Source organism: Bifidobacterium sp. UTCIF-1 (assembly GCF_006408915.1).
GTDB lineage: Bacteria > Actinomycetota > Actinomycetes > Actinomycetales > Bifidobacteriaceae > Bifidobacterium > Bifidobacterium reuteri.
Map to the genome: position 1 here is coordinate 124,231 of NZ_JFAG01000004.1, position 16,875 is coordinate 141,105.

Genomic DNA, 16,875 nt, shown 5'->3' on the forward strand with positions numbered 1-16,875 from the left:
AATCCCTTATCTATGACTGTATACGATAAACACCATCAGGGGTGATGGCGCACGCAATGCACACCATCACCCCTGATGATCGGTTGCAACTTGTTGTTTTGCGAACAGTCGAACCGTTACTCGAGCTCGTCGAGCGCGAGGTTCAGCTTGACCACATTGACCGTGGACTCGCCGATGAAGCCGAGACCACGTCCGGTGGTGTTCTCCTTGACCAGCTTCTCGACCTGCTCTTCGCTCAGACCGCGCTCCTTGGCGACACGCTTGACCTGAATGGCCGCGTACTCAGGGCTGATCTCAGGATCCAGACCGGAGGAGGAAGCGGACACGGCGTCGGCGGGAACATCCTTGACGCTCACGCCTTCACGCTCGGCAATGGCCTTGCGCAGTTCCGTGGTGCTCTTGATGAGGTCCTCGTCAGCGTGACCCTTGTTGGTGCCGGAGGAAGCGCCGCCGTAATAGCCCTGGTTGTCCTCCTCCTTGTTCGGGTCGGAGGCCGCGGACGGACGGGACTGGAAGTACTGCGGCAGAGCATCGCCATTCTCATCGGTGAAGGACTGGCCGATCAGCGAGGATCCGACGACTTCACCCTGAGCGTTGGTGATCATCGAGCCGTTGGCCTTGTCCGGCATGCCGAGCTGACCGATGCCGGCCAACACGAACGTGTAGACGACAACGATGACGGTGAAGACGATCACAGCCTTGAAACCGGCCCAGTAGCTGCGCAGATTCAATGACATTGATGATTTCATAATGACATCTTTCCTTTATTTCAGCGGATTCGATCAGAAGCCCGGAATCAGGCGGACGAACAGATCGATGATCCAGATGCCGATGAACGGGGCGATGATGCCGCCCAGACCGTAGACCTTGAGGTTGCGGCCCAGGATCTTCTCACTGGCTTCGGCACGGTACTTGACGCCCTTGAGGGCCAGCGGAATCAGCAGCACGATGATGATCGCGTTGAAGATAATCGCGGACAGCACGGCGGACAGCGAGCTGTGCAGACCCATGATGTTGAGCACACCAAGGCCTGGGAACTTCTCCATGAACATGGCCGGGATGATGGCGAAGTACTTGGCCACATCGTTGGCGATGGAGAAGGTGGTCAGGGCGCCACGGGTGATGAGCAGCTGCTTGCCGATGGCCACGATATCGATCAGCTTGGTCGGGTCGGAGTCAAGGTCGACCATGTTGCCGGCTTCCTTGGCTGCGGAGGTGCCGGAGTTCATGGCGACACCGACATCGGACTGGGCAAGGGCAGGGGCGTCGTTGGTGCCGTCACCGGTCATGGCGACGAGCTGGCCCTTAGCCTGCTCCTTCTTGATGTAGGCGAGCTTGTCTTCAGGCTTGGCCTCGGCGATGAAGTCGTCGACACCGGCCTCCTGTGCGATGGCCTTGGCGGTCAGCGGGTTGTCGCCGGTGACCATGACGGTGCGGATGCCCATCTTGCGCAGGTCGGCGAAGCGTTCCTTCAGACCCTTCTTGACGACATCCTTGAGCTGGACGACGCCCAGGACCTTGACCTCGCCGTTGGCGTACTGCTCGGCGACGACCAGCGGCGTTCCGCCCTGGCCGGAGATGGCGTTGACCTTCTCGTGCAGGGCGTCACGGACCTCGACGGGCATGACGCCGCCTTCCTTGTCGATCCATGCCTCGACGGCGGAGGTGGCACCCTTGCGGATGCGGTCGCCGTTCGGCAGGTCAAGGCCGGACATGCGGGTCTCGGCGGTGAACGGCACGTCCACGGCTCCCGGAACTTCATCAAGTTCGAAGCCTTCGGACTTGGCGAGGGCCACGATGGACTGGCCTTCCGGAGTGGCGTCGGCAAGAGAGCTCAGCGCTGCTGCCTTGGCCATCTCGTCATGGTCCACGCCGGGCAGGGCATGGAATTCGGAGGCCTGACGGTTGCCGTAGGTGATGGTGCCGGTCTTGTCGAGCAGCAGGGTGGTCACGTCGCCGGCGGCCTCGATGGCGCGACCGGAGGTGGCGAGCACGTTGTGCTGCACCAGACGGTCCATGCCGGCGATGCCGATGGCGGAGAGGAGGGCGCCGATGGTGGTAGGAATCAGGCAGACCAGCAGGGCGATCAGGACCGTGAGGCTCACGGAGGCGCCGACGGACGATGCCTGCGGGTTGATGCACAGCACCACGACGAGGAAGATGATGGTCAGGGAGCTCAGGAGCACGTCCAAGGCGATCTCGTTCGGGGTCTTCTGGCGGTTCGCGCCTTCGACCAGGGCGATCATCTTGTCGACGAAGCTCTCACCGGGCTTCTGGGTGATGCGGACCACGATGCGGTCGGAGAGCACACGGGTGCCGCCGGTCACGGAGGAACGGTCGCCGCCGGACTCACGAATCACCGGGGCGGATTCACCGGTGATGGCGGATTCGTCCACGGAGGCGATGCCGGAGATGATGTCGCCATCACCCGGGATCAGCTCGCCGGCGGAGACGACCACCACATCGCCGAGCTTCAGATCAGAGCTCGGGATTTCCTCGATGTAGGCGGGGCCTTCGCCCTTTTCCGGGCCACGGGCATCCGGGTCGTTCTTCTCGTCATAACCCTTGACGATGTGGGCGGGCGTGGTGGTGCGGGTCTTGCGCAATGCGTCGGCCTGCGCCTTGCCACGGCCTTCGGCCACAGCCTCGGCGAGGTTGGCAAAGAGCACGGTGGCCCACAGCACGATGGCCACGATCCAGGTGAAGTAGACCGGCTCGCCGTTGGCCAGCGAGGCGTCGAACAGCTGGAAGATGCCCAGCAGTGTCAGGAATGCAGCGCCAACCCACACGATGAACATGACCGGGTTGTGCCACATGTTGCGCGGGTCGAACTTGCGGAACGCATCCGGCAGGCTCTTGCCAAGCATGGCACCCAGCGACTTGTTATTGGATTTCTTGACGTCGTCCGCGATGGAAGCCGCGTTGTTCGCAACGTCATTCGCAAATGCGGAAGTCATATCAGGCCACCAAACCTTCTGCCAACGGTCCCAGAGCAAGTGTCGGGAAGAACGTCAGCGCGGAAATAAGGAAGATAACGAACACCAGAAGGACCACGAACAGACCATTGTCGGTCTTCATCGTGCCTGCGGTCACCGGCACCTTGTCCTGCTTGGCAAGCGAGCCAGCGAGAGCGATCACCAGAGCAATCGGCAGGAAGCGGCCGAGCAGCACGGCGAGACCCAGCGCGGTATCAAGCCACGGAGTGTCTGCGGTGATGCCGGCGAACGCGGAACCGTTGTTGTTCGCAGCGGAGGTGAACGCGTAGACGACTTCGGAGAAGCCGTGGTTGCCACTGTTGTTGAGCGACGTGTCGAAGATCGACTGGCGGGCAAACGGCAGCGCGAAGCTCAGGGAGACGCCCACGACCACGGTGATCGGCATGACGAGGAAGTACAGCGAAGCCATCTTCATCTCGCGAGGACCGATCTTCTTGCCGAGGTATTCAGGGGTACGGCCCACCATGAGGCCTGCGATGAACACTGCCACGACGGCCATCACCAGAATGCCGTACAGGCCGGCGCCCACACCACCCGGGCTGACCTCGCCGAGCATCATGTTGAGCATATACATCATGCCGCCAAGCGCGGTGTAGGAGTCATGCATGGAGTTCACGGCACCGGTGGAGGTGGAGGTGGAGGTCGTGCCGAACAGGCCGGACCATACGATGCCGAAGCGGGTCTCCTTGCCTTCCATCGAACCGCCGGTCAGGGAGGTGATCGGGTCGTTGGAGAAGGATTCGGCGGTGACGACGCACAGGAAGCTGATGCCGAAGAGGATCACCATCGCGCCGAGCAGCGCGTAACCCTGGCGAATGTCGCCGACCATGCGGCCGAAGGTGCGGGTCAGGGCCACCGGGATGCACAGCATGAGCAGGATCTCGATGAGGTTGGTCCACATGTTCGGGTTCTCGTACGGGTGCGAGGAGTTGGCGTTGAAGAAGCCACCACCGTTGGTGCCGAGCTCCTTGATGACCTCCTGGGAGGCCACTGGGCCCTGCATGATGGTCTGCTGGCCACCTGCGACGGTGGTCACGTTGACGAAGCCGGCGAAGTTCTGGGCCACGCCGAGCGCAATGAGGATGATGCCCATGACGATGGAGATCGGCATGAGGATGCGCAGCGTGCAGCGGGTCAGATCGACCCAGAAGTTGCCGATGGTCTCGGACTTGCGCCATGCGAAGCCGCGCACCAGCGCGATCGCCACGGCGATGCCGACGGCCGCGGACACGAAGTTCTGCACGGCGAGGCCGGCGAACTGAACGGTGTAGCCGAGCGTGACGTCAGGCGAATAGGACTGCCAGTTGGTGTTCGTCACGAAGGAAGCGGCGGTGTTGAACGCCAACGGGCCTTCGACGTTCGGGAAGCCCAGCGAGAACGGCAGCCACTGCTGCACGCGCTGGAGCAGGTAGAGCACCAAGACGCTCATGAGGGAGAAGCCGAGCACGCCGCGCAGGTATGCCTTCCAGGTCTGTCCCTTCTTGGAGTCCACGCCGATGATCTTGTAGATCCACTTCTCGAAGAAGAGATCCTTGTCGGACGTGAACACATTGAACATGTAATCACCCAGCGGCTTGTAGATGGCCGCGAGGATTATGGCGATCAGCGCGAACGCCATAACAGCAAACACATATACCATGCGATGAACCTTTGTTTCCTTTTCCCGATGTCAGGCAGCAAGACTGTTGTGCAGCCTTCGTCCTGTATTGCAGGCTCTTCTCTCCGGCTGTCTGCGGCTGTCTGCGGCTGGATCCATCGGGATTTCTGTATTGCTTTGGCTCGGTCGTCAGAATTTCTCAGGACGGCACAGGGAGTAGATCATGTAGCCGATGCCCACGATCCCCAGTACGACACCCAGCACAGTGAAGAACGTCATCATAGTCTGTCAACCCACTTTCCGAACAGATCAACGAGAACGAAGAACACTACCGTGCCGACAACATAGGCAACATCAACCCACCAGGGCATGCTTTCTCCTTCATTATCGAACAAACCCGATAGAGCATTCCGGCTTCCCCGTTCAGGGCAGCCCAGACTACACCATCGGGTCATTGCGATTCTCAAGCTTATGAATTCGGTGATGGTTTTGTGACGGTTTTTACGGCTTACATACATGCCCGTTATCGCACTGCGGCGATTTCCTAACACATCGCTAACACCTTCATTTCTATCTTGGTCAGATGAGCATTCGATGACTGTTTTCATGTTCGCCAGGACGTTTGGCTGGACGTTTGGCTGGACGTTCGCGAACAGTCGAACGATGCGTCATTGAGGGAATGCAGTGTGGCGAGGACGCTGGCCAAACCAGGCTACTCAGTTATCCTTTCCGCCATGGATACTGTGAGCAAGGCTCGCGACGCCGTCCGCCGCTCCCCCGATATCCGTCGCTCCCGTACACTGGTTCCCGGAACCTTTCTTGGGATATGCAAGGAGCTTTTGTATGGCTGACTCCCCCGCCACCATCACTGATGTAATCTTCGATTTCTGCGGCGTACTGATCGATTGGGACACCCGTGCCTGCCTGACCGGACGATTCGCGGATGACGTGGTGTCCGCGATCTGCGCGCCCGACGATCCGCATGGTTTTTTCCGCTATGAGGACCGTATGGACGCCGGCGAGGACTTCGACAGCATCTACCCGGATGTGGTGCGCGAGCAGGGCGAGGACATCGCGTCGATCTTCCGCTATTACATCGAGCATTACGCGGATGCGTTGCCGCGCACGCTGCCGGGCATGACCGAGCTGCTCGCCGACCTCAAGCGCCACGGCTACGGCGTGTGGGGTCTGACCAATTGGTCGCACGAGACCTTCCATCTGGCCTTCGAGAAGTTCCCTCGCCTCGAACAGCTGCTGGACGGCACGGTGGTCTCCGGCATGGAGAAGATGCACAAGCCGAACGCCGACATCTACAACCTGACCATGGAACGCTTCGGCCTCACGCCCGAACGCTGCGTCTTCTTCGACGACACCGCCAAGAACATCGTGGGAGCCAACGAGGTGGGCATTCACGGCATCCTCTTCTCCGGGGCCATCGCGGCGCGTGACTCCCTCGCCAACCTCGGCGTGCGGCTGTAACGCTGTAACGATATAACGCTGTAACGCTTTCGGCCGTGCCCACCGGCACGGCCTTCCATCACCCCTTGAGCCCGGTGTACAGCGTGTAGTACCGTCCCTTCAAGGCGATGAGCTCGTCATGGGTGCCGCGCTCGATGATGCGCCCGGCCTCGATGACCATGATGCAGTCGGCGTTGCGGATCGTCGAAAGGCGATGCGCGATGACGAACGTGGTGCGCCCCTTCATCAGCTCGTCCATGCCGTGCTGAACCAGCGATTCGGTGCGGGTGTCGATCGACGAGGTCGCCTCGTCGAGGATCAACGCGGGCGGATCGGCGACCGCGGCGCGCGCGATGGCGAGGAGCTGCCGCTGTCCCTGGCTCAGGGCCGCGCCGTCTGCCGCAAGCTGCGTCTCATAGCCGTCGGGCAGCTTGGCGATGAAGGCGTCGGCATTGGCGAGGCGCGCGGCAGCCTTCACCTCCTCGTCGGTGGCATCGAGCCGTCCGAAGCGGATGTTGTCCATGATGGACCCGGAGAACAGGTGCGTGTCCTGCAGCACCATGCCCAGAGACCGGCGCAGGTCGCCCTTGCGCATGTTCCGGATGTCGATGCCGTCGTAGGTGATTGAACCGGAGTCGATGTCGTAGAAGCGGGTGATGAGGTTGGTGATCGTCGTTTTGCCGGCGCCGGTGGAGCCTACGAGCGCGATCTTCTGGCCGGGCTTGGCGAACATCGTCATGTCGTGGAGCACTTCCTTGCCCTTCACGTAGCTGAAGTTCACATGGTCGAGCCGGATATCGCCGCGCATCGGCGTGATATGCCCGTCGGAGGGGTCCTTCCACCCCCAGTCGTCGGTGCGTTCCCGAGATTCGACTGGGCGTCCGGAGTCGTCGCGCGTGACGTTGACGAGCGCGACGCGGCCGTCGTCGCCCTCGGGCCGCTCGTCGAGCAGCGCGAAGACGCGCTCGGCGCCGGCCAGCGCCATGACGATGGAGTTGAGCTGCTGGGAGACCTGGGAGATCGGCATCGTGAAGCTCTTGACGAACGTCAAGAAGCTCACGAGCGCGCCCAGCGTGAGTCCCGTGGCGCCGGTCATCGCGAGCGCCCCGCCGATGAGCGCGCACATCACATAGCCGATGTAGCCGAGCTGGTTGTTGATGGGCCCCAAGTATCCGGCGAACTTGTTCGCCTTGTTGGAGGCGTCGTACAGCTTCTCGTTGACTTCGCGGAAGTCGCGTTTGGCGGCATCCTCGTGCGTGAACACCTTGACGACCTTCTGCCCGCTCATCATCTCCTCGACGAAGCCGTTGAGCTTGCCGACCGATTTCTGCTGCTGCGAGAAATGCGCGCCGGAGCGGCCCGTGAGCACCTTGGTGAGCAGCACCATAATCGCGGCGATGACGAGCATCACGCCGGTCAGCGGCACGCTCAGGTAGATCATCGATACAAGCACCATGGCAAGCTGGAGCACCGAGGTGAGGATCTGCGGGATGGACTGGGAGACCATCTGGCGCAGCGTGTCGATGTCGTTGGTGTACAGGCTCATCACGTCGCCGCGCGAGTTGGTGTCGAAATAACCCAGCGGCAGCTTCTGCATGTGGCCGAACATGCGGTTGCGCAGCCGGCGCATGAATCCCTGGGTGACGAACGCCATGAGCACGGACTGCACCGCCGTCGCCGCGACACCTACCGCATACAGGCCCGCGAGGCCAAGAATGGCCCCGAGCAGCGGGCCGAAGTCGCGTGCGGCGGGATTCGCGTGGACGAGCGGCATGATGTAGTCGTCGATGAGCCTTTGGATGAACAGGTTGCCACGCACGTTGGCGAACACGGTGGCGAGGATGCACGCCATGATGAGCGCGTATTGCACGCCGTAGTGCGAGAAGAGGTCGCCCATGAGGCGCGTGAACGTGCGCCACGGGTGGCCCATCTTCAGATAGTCCTTGGCTGCGGCCGCGTTCCTGCCCGCATTGCCCCTTGGCCCCGGCATCACTTCACCTCCGATTCATCGTGCGATTCGTCATGCGCTTCGTCATGGTCGCCCATCGCGGCCTCGTCGAAGTCGCCGCCGCCCTTGGTCTGCAGTTCGACGATGCTCGCGTAGATATCGTCGCTCGCCACGAGTTCGGCGTGCGTGCCGACGCCGTGGATGCGCCCGTCGTCCATGACGACGATCATGTCGGCGTCCTGCACGCTGGAGACGCGCTGGGCGATGATGATCTTGGTGACCTCAGGCATCTCGGTGGCGAAGGCGTGCCGGATGCGCGCGTCGGTGGCGGTATCGACTGCGGAGGTGGAGTCGTCGAGGATGAGCACCTTGGGGTGTTTGAGCAGGGCGCGGGCGATGCACAGGCGCTGCCGCTGTCCGCCCGACAGGTTCTGGCCTCCCTGTTCGACCACGGTGTTGTAGCCGTCGGGCATCCGGTCGATGAACTCGTCGGCGCAGGCGATATGGCAGGCGCGGCGCATGTCCTCGAGCGTCGCGTTCGGGTCGCCCCACTTGAGATTGGAGGCGATGGTGCCGGAGAACAGCACGTTCTTCTGCAGGACGACGGCGACGTTGTCGCGCAGGGTGTCGAGGTCGTAGTCGCGCACGTCCACGCCGCCGACCATGACCTCGCCGCCGGTCACATCGTAGAGGCGAGGGATGAGGTTGACGAGCGACGTCTTGGCCGAACCGGTGCCGCCGATCACGCCGACGACCGCGCCGGAGGGGATGTGCAGGTCGATGTCGTCGAGCACGCGCTCGCGTCGTCTCGTACCGGTGATCCTCGCGGCCATGTTGGCGCGACGTTTGGCGGTGGGATCGTTTTCGGAGAGCGTGACCTTGGGGTAGCTGAAATCGACGTCGTTGAAGTCGATGGCCCCGTCCTTGACGGCCATGACGGGATGCTCAGCCACGGGCATGTCGACCCGTTCGGTGAGCACCTCGGCCACACGGCGCGCGGAGGCGGACGACATCGTGATCATCACGATGGTCATCGACAGCATCACAAGGCTCATGAGGATGTTCATGCAGTACATGAGCAGGGAGGTCAGGTCGCCGGTGGTGAGGTCGCCCGCGACGATGAGGTTCGCGCCGAACCAGCTGATGAGCAGCATCGAGGCCCAGACGGTGAGCTGGATGACCGGGTTGACGGCGGCGAGGGTCAGTTCGGCTTTCATGAAGATGTCGTAGATGCGCTTGGAGATCGTACGGAACAGCTCGTTCTGCATGTCGCCGCGGTCGAACGCCTTGACCACGCGGATGGCGGTGATGTTCTCCTCGGTGTTCTCGTTGAGCACATCGTATTCGGGGAACGCGCGGCGGAAGAAGCGCGCGGCGATGTTCATGAGCACGCCGAGCACGATGCCGAGGAAGATCACGACGCCGAGATAGATGAGGGCCATGCGCCCCGAGACGACGAACGCCATGCACATCGCGACAATCAGCGAGCTCGTGGCGCGCGGAACCATCCTCATGATCATCATGAACGCGTTCTGGATGTTCATCACATCCGTGGTCAGGCGTGTGACGAGGCTCGGCGTGGAGAACCGGTCGATGTTGGTGAACGAGAAGGTCTGGATGTTGTCGTATTGGTCCTGCCTCAGGTTCCTCGCGAAGCCGGCGGCGGCCTTCGAGCCGAACACCGAGCCGAGACATCCGACCGTCAGGCCGCACAGCACGACCACGAGCATAATCAGCGACGTGCGCACGATGACGCCCATATCCCCCTTCTCGACGCCGTCGTCGATGAGCGTGGCCATGAGCAGCGGCACGATCATCTCGCATATGACCTCGCCAATCATCACCAGCGGGGTCAGGATGGCATCCCGCCTGAATTCCCCGATGTGCCGCATCAGCACCTTGACGGTTTCCACCCGTTCCACCTTTCGTGTTTTCGTTGTCATCCGCGGATTTCGAGGCCTGCTTCCCCCATTTCGTGGATTTCGACATCAACAGGTTAGCAGTCATCCGGCATACAGACCGCATGTTTCACCGCTATCCGTATCTCACAGGACAGACTGGAACATGGAAACAACTGGCTATAACCGAACCCATCGACCATGCCCGATGCTATAACCGTTGCTTATGACTCTGCTTCAGCTCAAATACATCGTCAAAATCGTCGAATGCGGTTCGATGAACGAGGCCTCGCACGCCCTGTACGTCTCCCAGCCCGCCCTGAGCTCCTCCGTGAAGGAATTGGAGAACGAGCTCGGCATCGAGATCTTCACCCGCTCCTCGCAGGGCATCGCCCTGACCGTGGACGGCGCGGAGTTCCTCACCTACGCGCGCCAGGTGCTTGACCAGGCAGACCTGCTTGAGGAGCGCTACAAGCACGCCAAGCCGCGCAAGCAGCTGTGCCAGGTCTCCACGCAGCACTATATGTTCGCCGTCGAGGCGTTCGTGGAGATGATCAACTCCATCAAGTCCGATGAATACGAGTTCACCATCCGCGAGACCCGCACGCGCGACATCATCAACCAGGTCGCCAACATGCAGTCCGAAATCGGCATCATCTACCTGTCCGACTTCAACAAGGACGTGCTCGGCAAGCTGCTGCGCGAGAAGCATCTCGAGTTCCATCCGCTGTTCCGCGCCCCGCTGCATGTGTTCATCTCGCGCAACAACCCACTGGCCGCCAAGAAGGTCATCACTATGGAGGATCTGAAGCCCTACCCGTTCCTGCAGTACGAGCAGGGTGAGGAAGGTTCGTTCTACTTCTACGAGGAGGCTGTCTGGCCGGAGTACTCCCCCAAGCAGATCAACGTGACCGACCGCGCCACGATCCTCAACTTCATCATCGGCCTGAACGGCTACACGGTGTGCACCGGCATCGACAACGGCGACCTCAACAACGAGAAGATTGTCACGGTCCCGCTGGAATCCGATGAGACGATGCTGCTCGGCTGGATCACCAACGAACGCGCCAAGCTGTCCAAGGCCGCCGAAACCTATCTTGAGAAACTCAAGTCGGTCGTGGCGTCCCACGGCTACAAGCTCATCGACTGACATACCTGTCAGGTGTCATTGACCAGCCGCTTTCGGCGGAAAAGGTGCTTCCCTCCTGACTGAGGAAGGAAGCACCTTTTCCGTATGTAGGTATACGACCGGCATACATACCACCAACATCTAGGCGGAAGAGCCACTGATATAACGCCAAACGACCGTATGTTCGCGTTCAAACGCAGGTGCCGCGAACATACGGTCTGTTATGACCATCAAAGCGGCTGTATGTTTGCGGCGTATTCGTTGAGGCGCGAACATACAGCCGCCAAGACCATTCAAAACGACCGTATGTTTGCGGCGTATTCGTTGAGGCGCGAACATACAGCCGCTTCGGGGCATTTGCAATATGGACATGCGATACGGACGTGCAATATAGACGAATCAAAACTGCTTGGTCATGACGTCGGTGCCATACCGGCCGTATTCGCTGTTGCCGTCCGACGCGGTGGCACCCCATTTCACGGGTACGAATTTCGTGCCCGTAGGATTGTTCATGGTGAGTGACCTGATAGGGCAATCCGCGTTCGGAGCGCAAGTGGCGCCGGTCTCCCCCATGGCGAAGCCGGTACCCACCACATTCCCCTGAGCATCCTCAACCTGATAATAGACGGAGAAACTCGTCAACGTATACTGCGTCTGATTGTGCACAGTGGCGGTAATGGCGAAATACGAAGACGATGACTGCGAGACATCACCGATGGCGGCGACGGACAGCTCCGGAGTTTTGTCCTGCCGCTGGACTTGTTTGATCTCTTCAAGTAGATTGCCATAGCGTTCGCGCTCTGATTTGAGCTCCTCTATCTGAGTGCCGACATCCTTGATCTGCCGCTCACGGTTCGCTATGTCCTGCTTCGACTCCTCCAAATCGCTGTTCGCCCAGGTGAGCCGTTGCGATTCCCGGATGTAGTCGGGGCTCTGCTGCACGACGACGGACTTGCCTCCCAAACCATAGGCGACCCCGCCGAGCCACACAACCACGATTAATGCGACAAGACTCACCGCCAGCTTGGCCGGTGAGGCCATATGATGTGCATCGATATGTGCCGATGCCGCGCCCTTCCCCGCCTTCTCTGCGCTATCTTCGTCCGTGTCGGCGCCATGATGCCGGATAATCCCGCGCGCAATGTGCTTTACGGCAGTGAGCCAGGAGTCCAACGCCTCGAACATAGTGTCCGCCGCGTTGTGGCCCCCTATCGAATCATCATGGTTCAGCCATCCGGGTTCTTTGGATTCTTCCGCCTTGTGCTCGTTCTTCTTGTTGTCCTGGCTCATGGTATTGTCACCGTCTTGACGTCATCGGCGTATTGTGCGCCGATGGTTTTCGTGGAATCGGGGTCCTTGCTGTCGGCAATCGTCGCGTTGAAACTGACCGGCTTGATTGTGGCACCGGAGAACCCGGCATCCTTCACCATGTCCTCCGCCACCACGGTCTTGCCGGGATATACGACCACATTGGATACGTAGGCATTGCCCTCCCCATCCAGCACGTTTCCGTTCGATCCGATAATGGTGTATTTGACGACTGCCCCGAGCAAGACATGACCGGTGTTGTTGCGCACGGTGATTTTCGGGTAATAATACAAATCGATACTGCCCCCGGTAGCGGCATACAGCGGGTCCTCATCCGGGCTGATAGATTCGACGATCAGGGCTGGCTTCCCTGCTTGGGTATCGCCGCCGTATTGTTCGAACACCTTCCTGTCTGCTTCCGCCTGCTTCTTCTCTTCGGCCAAATCCTCGCGCAGCTCATTCCGTTTCTTGGTGAGCTCCTTTGTCGTGCTGCGGTTGGCTTTGATCTGATTCTCGGTCTTGGCGACCTGTGATGCCACTTCCTTGTAGCTCTGGTCGGTGGTGGGATCCTTGGTGACTCGTCCCACCGCGAATGCGCCGGCAAACACCATTGCGGCGATGAATATGAATCCGACTACCAGAATGATCGGCTTTCGAGATTTGGAACCTTCCCTCATACCTCTACTCTAGTGAGGCGAGGTATTGGATGCGGGCTTTGTCACCTAAAGTTCATCTTTTCCGATTCCCGACACATGCAGCGTGTCCGGACAGCGTGTCTGGAAGGTATGATCATCCATGATCTCCCCGCAATCTCAACGTGATCTTAAGCCTCGCTCCCCTTTGGTAAGTATGGGCATCAAAAAACGCTTCCCGAATACGAGAAGCGTTTTTCAGTCGGTCCCTGAAAGCACGGAAGCACGGAAGGGTCAGGCGCCGTACTGCTCGAGGTAGGATTCGGCACGTTGCCTGAGCTCGTGGCTGAGCAGCGGGGTGCCGTCTGCGTTCTTCATCTTGGCTGCGGCGTCGAAGATCTCGCGCACGTTGGCGATGGCGAGCACCGGGAAGCCGAACTCGGCCTCCACCGCCTTGACGGCGGACAGGTCGGAGTCCTTGGTCTTCTCCATGCGATCCACGGAGAGCACGAGACCCACGACCTCCACATCTGCCTCCGCCTTGAGCTTCGGAATCACTTCGCGCACAGCGGTGCCGGCGGTCATCACATCATCGACGAGCAGCACCTTCATGCCGTCCTTGAGCGGCGTGCCGACCATCCAGCCGCCATCGCCGTGGTCCTTCTTCTCCTTGCGGTCGAAGGTGTAGCCCACGGTCATGTTGTGGCGTGCGGTCAGCGCGATGGCGGTGGAGACGGCGAGCGGGATGCCCTTATAGGCCGGTCCGAACACGGTGTCGACATCACGCGGGATGGTGTTGTGCACGATCGCCTGGCTGATCTTCTCGGCGTAGAAGGCACCGAGAGTGGCGATCTTGCGGCCATCGTCGAAAGCGCCGGCGTTGATGAAGTACGGGCTCTGTCGGCCGGACTTCAGCGTGAAGTCACCGAATTTCAGCGCGTTGGATTCCAGCAGGAATTCGGTGAAGCGATGTGCGAGCGTTTCTGCCATTGTAGCTACCTCCAGGTCTTGTATCGGACGCCCAGACGGTCCGACCGCCGATTTGCCTCAACGTTCGCCTCGGCGAGGGGAATCGGCGGCCGAACCGTGTTACCTCCATGTGTTGCCTGCGGCAAGTTTAGCAGCGAGCTCGGGACGGGAGTCCAGCAGATCATCCAATTCGCGGGCAATGCGCAATGGGGCCACCGGGTCGAATAGGGCGGCCGCTCCCACTTCCACCGCATTGGCGCCGGCGTACAGGTATTCAAGCGCCTTCTCGCCGGAGTCGATGCCGCCGATGCCGATGATCGGGATGTCCGGCAGCACGGTGCGCGTACGGTAGACCGCGGCGATGCCGATGGGCAGAACTGCAGGACCGGACACGCCGCCGGTCTTGTTGGCGATGATCGGCTCGCCCGTGCGGATGTTCAGGCGCATGCCGAGCACGGTGTTGATCATGCTCAGGGCATCTGCACCGTGCTCGACTGCGGCGCGCGCAGGAACAGTGATGTCGGTGACATTCGGTGTGAGTTTGACGATGATCGGCTTGTCGGTCATCGGGCGAAGTTTATCCATCAGTGAGGAGAGGGCCACCGGGTCGGTGCCGACACTCATGCCTCCATGAGTCACGTTCGGGCAGCTCACGTTGATTTCGAGCATATCCGCGTCGGAGTCGGCGAGCTTGGCCACCACCTGCATGTAATCGTCATCGCAGTGACCGGCCACGTTGGCCACAACCAGCGCGCCTGCCTTCTTGAGCTTCGGCAGATCGTCCTCGAGATAATGGTCGACGCCGGGGTTCTGCAGGCCTACGGCGTTGAGGTTCGAGGCGGGGCCTTCGGCGGTGCGTGGGCTCGGGTTGCCCTCCCACGGCACCGGCGAGCAACCCTTGGTGCTTACCGCGCCGAGCTGACTGACATCATAGAACCAACGGACCGCGGCATACTGGAAGGTTCCGGATGCGGTTCCGACGGGATTCTTCCATTCCACGCCGGCGACCTTGGTGGAGTGCTTCCACTCGTGCGGTTCGTAGATGTTGATGTGGTTGTCGTTCTGATTGCTGTCGATCATCGTCACTCCCCCCATCCCAGTTGTTCGCGGGTGAACACAGGTCCGTCGGAGCAGACCTTGAGACGCCCGTCCACGGTGTCCACGGTGCACAGCACGCATGTGCCGTAGCCGCATCCCATGCGCTGTTCCATGCTGAGCTGGGCCGGGATGTCGCGTTCGGCTGCCCAAGCGGCCACCGCCTTCATCATCGGCAATGGTCCGCAGGAGAGGATGACTGGCTTGCGGTCGTAGGCCTTGAGGTCATCACTCTGTTCGAGTTTGTTGAGCAGATCGACTACATTGCCCTCGGCGTCGTCGATGCTCCAGGACCAGTCCGCATACCGGGAGACATATTCCTCGGCGAAATGGTCGTTGCGGTAGCCGAATACCGCTGTGGCGAAGGAGGCGTCGTTCTCGGCTAGCTTCTGCGCGGCATAGATCAGCGGGGGCACGCCGAGCCCGCCTCCTACCAGAATGTAGTTGGCGTCCTCCTTGAGGTTGAATCCTCGTCCCAAGGGGCCGAGCACATCCACGGTGTCGCCGGGTTCAAGTCGAGCAAGCTGTTCGGTGCCGTGGCCGATGACCGCGAATATGACGCTGACCTCATCGCCTTCGACCTCGCTGACGCCGAACGGGCGCGGCATCAACATGAAATCGTCGTGGGTGAACAGGTTCACGAACTGTGCGGGCTTGGCGTGGGATGCGATGAACGGGTCCCGGAAGGTCAGGCGCATGACCCTATCGGTCAGTTCACGCACGCCGGTAATCTCGACGCTGTGGCGAGGCGGGAAATAGCCTGCAGCCTGTGCTTCCGCCACCACATCATACGTTGGTGTGAATGTTGTCATTATGGATTCCTGCTCCGATCGGTCAACGGTACACGGCGAAACGAAGGGCGTCACGCATGTCGATGGCGGCTTGGCGGGCGCTTTCCGCGACAAGCTCGAGCGCCTGGTCGGCGCTCATGGATTCGGAATACCTGCCGCTCTTCTTCCATGCGCCGATGATACCGCGCGAGGAGTTGACTATTGCGCCGCTGCCTGTCTCGTCGAACATGCCGGCCACGTCCTGGGCGGTGCCTCCCTGGGCGCCATAGCCTGGCACCAGGAAGAACGTGTGGGGCATACGCTTGCGCAGGGCCCGGCCCTCCTCCGGATGCGTGGCTCCCACAACGGCACCCACCCGGGAATAGCCGTGCTGGCCGCGGGTTTCGGCACCCCAGCCCTCCACGAGGTCGGCCACATGTTCATAGACCTTCGTGCCGTCGGCCAGATCGAGCATCTGCAGTTCGCTGGAGGACGGGTTGGAGGTACGCACGAGCACGAAGATGTCCTTGTCGGAAGCGACGGCAGCATCCACGAACGGGGTGATGCCATCCGTGCCGAGATAGGGATTGACGGTGACGGCGTCCTCATGCCACGGGTCGAAGATGATGGATTCGCCGTTATCGGCGGCATCGTCGCCTTTCGCAGCATCCGCGCCCACGCCGCTCAGATGATGCGCATAGGCGGCGGCGGTGGAGCCGATGTCGCCGCGCTTGATGTCCCCCAGCACGTACAGGCCTTGCTGGGCGGCGTATTCGCAAGTCATCGTATACACGTCCACGCCTGCGGGGCCGAGCGCCTCATACATGGCAATCTGCGGCTTGACAGCGGGCACGATATCCGCGACCGCATTGATGATGGTTCGGTTGAACTCGAAATACGCCACGGCCAGTTGGGCGGCCGGAAGCTCTTCCGGGCTGTCCACCGAATCGCGTACCTCTTCCGCGAAACTCGCCACCACCTGCGGCGGTACCAGAGCCTCAGTGGGGTCGAGTCCGACGACGGATGGATTCTGTACGTTGGTGATTGCTTCGATCAGACGATCCATGCTGTTCCT

At 60.9% G+C, this 16,875-nt stretch carries 14 protein-coding genes; 2 read left to right on the plus strand and 12 right to left on the minus strand.

Features of this window, described 5'->3' with window-relative positions:
- Positions 1-116 precede the first annotated feature (116 nt).
- The 4 genes from kdpC to BW09_RS03140 form a co-directional block, all read right to left on the minus strand.
- On the minus strand, positions 117-749 hold the full coding sequence (gene kdpC, locus BW09_RS03120) for a K(+)-transporting ATPase subunit C (RefSeq protein ID WP_044088257.1): 633 nt from the start codon (positions 747-749) through the stop codon (positions 117-119).
- Positions 750-782: 33 nt separating this feature from the next.
- Positions 783-2,867, minus strand: a complete 2,085-nt coding sequence (kdpB, locus tag BW09_RS03125) for a potassium-transporting ATPase subunit KdpB (RefSeq protein ID WP_202962218.1) — start codon at positions 2,865-2,867, stop codon at positions 783-785.
- Positions 2,868-2,958: 91 nt separating this feature from the next.
- Complete coding sequence (gene kdpA / locus BW09_RS03130; RefSeq protein WP_044088261.1) at positions 2,959-4,635, minus strand: potassium-transporting ATPase subunit KdpA; 1,677 nt, start codon at positions 4,633-4,635, stop codon at positions 2,959-2,961.
- A gap of 236 nt (positions 4,636-4,871) precedes the next feature.
- On the minus strand, positions 4,872-5,201 hold the full coding sequence (locus tag BW09_RS03140; protein WP_140464702.1) for a hypothetical protein: 330 nt from the start codon (positions 5,199-5,201) through the stop codon (positions 4,872-4,874).
- 235 nt (positions 5,202-5,436) lie between these two features.
- On the opposite strand from BW09_RS03140, the gene BW09_RS03145 reads away from it, so the two are divergent.
- Positions 5,437-6,072, plus strand: coding sequence for an HAD family phosphatase (locus BW09_RS03145; RefSeq protein ID WP_140464704.1), 636 nt, complete (start codon positions 5,437-5,439; stop codon positions 6,070-6,072).
- Between the two features lie 58 nt (positions 6,073-6,130).
- Here BW09_RS03145 and BW09_RS03150 read toward each other — a convergent pair whose 3' ends face one another.
- Both BW09_RS03150 and BW09_RS03155 read right to left on the minus strand, forming a co-directional pair.
- Positions 6,131-8,041, minus strand: a complete 1,911-nt coding sequence (locus BW09_RS03150) for an ABC transporter ATP-binding protein (protein WP_223847874.1) — start codon at positions 8,039-8,041, stop codon at positions 6,131-6,133.
- Positions 8,041-9,912: an ABC transporter ATP-binding protein gene (locus BW09_RS03155; protein ID WP_223847875.1), complete on the minus strand. Its 1,872-nt coding sequence runs from the start codon at positions 9,910-9,912 to the stop codon at positions 8,041-8,043. The genes BW09_RS03150 and BW09_RS03155 overlap by 1 nt, the downstream gene beginning before the upstream one ends.
- A gap of 211 nt (positions 9,913-10,123) precedes the next feature.
- On the opposite strand from BW09_RS03155, the gene BW09_RS03160 reads away from it, so the two are divergent.
- Positions 10,124-11,047, plus strand: coding sequence for a LysR family transcriptional regulator (locus BW09_RS03160; protein ID WP_044088263.1), 924 nt, complete (start codon positions 10,124-10,126; stop codon positions 11,045-11,047).
- A gap of 378 nt (positions 11,048-11,425) precedes the next feature.
- On the opposite strand, the gene BW09_RS03165 is transcribed toward BW09_RS03160, so the two are convergent.
- The 6 genes from BW09_RS03165 to pyrF form a co-directional block, all read right to left on the minus strand.
- Positions 11,426-12,316: an FxLYD domain-containing protein gene (locus BW09_RS03165; protein ID WP_140464706.1), complete on the minus strand. Its 891-nt coding sequence runs from the start codon at positions 12,314-12,316 to the stop codon at positions 11,426-11,428.
- Positions 12,313-13,011 carry a hypothetical protein gene (locus BW09_RS03170; protein WP_140464708.1) on the minus strand — a complete coding sequence of 233 codons (699 nt, stop codon included), beginning with the start codon at positions 13,009-13,011 and terminating at the stop codon, positions 12,313-12,315. Before BW09_RS03170 ends, BW09_RS03165 begins: the two co-directional genes overlap by 4 nt.
- 249 nt (positions 13,012-13,260) lie before the next feature.
- Positions 13,261-13,956, minus strand: coding sequence for an orotate phosphoribosyltransferase (gene pyrE, locus BW09_RS03175; RefSeq protein WP_140464710.1), 696 nt, complete (start codon positions 13,954-13,956; stop codon positions 13,261-13,263).
- A gap of 99 nt (positions 13,957-14,055) precedes the next feature.
- Positions 14,056-15,030, minus strand: coding sequence for a dihydroorotate dehydrogenase (locus BW09_RS03180; protein WP_375137542.1), 975 nt, complete (start codon positions 15,028-15,030; stop codon positions 14,056-14,058).
- Complete coding sequence (locus tag BW09_RS03185; protein ID WP_140464712.1) at positions 15,018-15,842, minus strand: dihydroorotate dehydrogenase electron transfer subunit; 825 nt, start codon at positions 15,840-15,842, stop codon at positions 15,018-15,020. The genes BW09_RS03180 and BW09_RS03185 overlap by 13 nt, the downstream gene beginning before the upstream one ends.
- Before the next feature lie 22 nt (positions 15,843-15,864).
- On the minus strand, positions 15,865-16,866 hold the full coding sequence (gene pyrF, locus BW09_RS03190) for an orotidine-5'-phosphate decarboxylase (RefSeq protein WP_140464714.1): 1,002 nt from the start codon (positions 16,864-16,866) through the stop codon (positions 15,865-15,867).
- Positions 16,867-16,875: the final 9 nt, after the last annotated feature.

Coding starts and splice junctions, on each gene's coding strand:
- kdpC (WP_044088257.1), bottom strand. CDS start 749: ATGAAATCATCAATGTCATTGAATCTGCGCAGCTACTGGGCCGGTTTC.
- kdpB (WP_202962218.1), bottom strand. CDS start 2,867: ATGCTTGGCAAGAGCCTGCCGGATGCGTTCCGCAAGTTCGACCCGCGC.
- kdpA (WP_044088261.1), bottom strand. CDS start 4,635: ATGGTATATGTGTTTGCTGTTATGGCGTTCGCGCTGATCGCCATAATC.
- BW09_RS03140 (WP_140464702.1), bottom strand. CDS start 5,201: ATGAAAACAGTCATCGAATGCTCATCTGACCAAGATAGAAATGAAGGT.
- BW09_RS03145 (WP_140464704.1), top strand. CDS start 5,437: ATGGCTGACTCCCCCGCCACCATCACTGATGTAATCTTCGATTTCTGC.
- BW09_RS03150 (WP_223847874.1), bottom strand. CDS start 8,041: ATGCCGGGGCCAAGGGGCAATGCGGGCAGGAACGCGGCCGCAGCCAAG.
- BW09_RS03160 (WP_044088263.1), top strand. CDS start 10,124: ATGACTCTGCTTCAGCTCAAATACATCGTCAAAATCGTCGAATGCGGT.
- BW09_RS03165 (WP_140464706.1), bottom strand. CDS start 12,316: ATGAGCCAGGACAACAAGAAGAACGAGCACAAGGCGGAAGAATCCAAA.
- BW09_RS03170 (WP_140464708.1), bottom strand. CDS start 13,011: ATGAGGGAAGGTTCCAAATCTCGAAAGCCGATCATTCTGGTAGTCGGA.
- pyrE (WP_140464710.1), bottom strand. CDS start 13,956: ATGGCAGAAACGCTCGCACATCGCTTCACCGAATTCCTGCTGGAATCC.
- BW09_RS03180 (WP_375137542.1), bottom strand. CDS start 15,030: ATGGGGGGAGTGACGATGATCGACAGCAATCAGAACGACAACCACATC.
- BW09_RS03185 (WP_140464712.1), bottom strand. CDS start 15,842: ATGACAACATTCACACCAACGTATGATGTGGTGGCGGAAGCACAGGCT.
- pyrF (WP_140464714.1), bottom strand. CDS start 16,866: ATGGATCGTCTGATCGAAGCAATCACCAACGTACAGAATCCATCCGTC.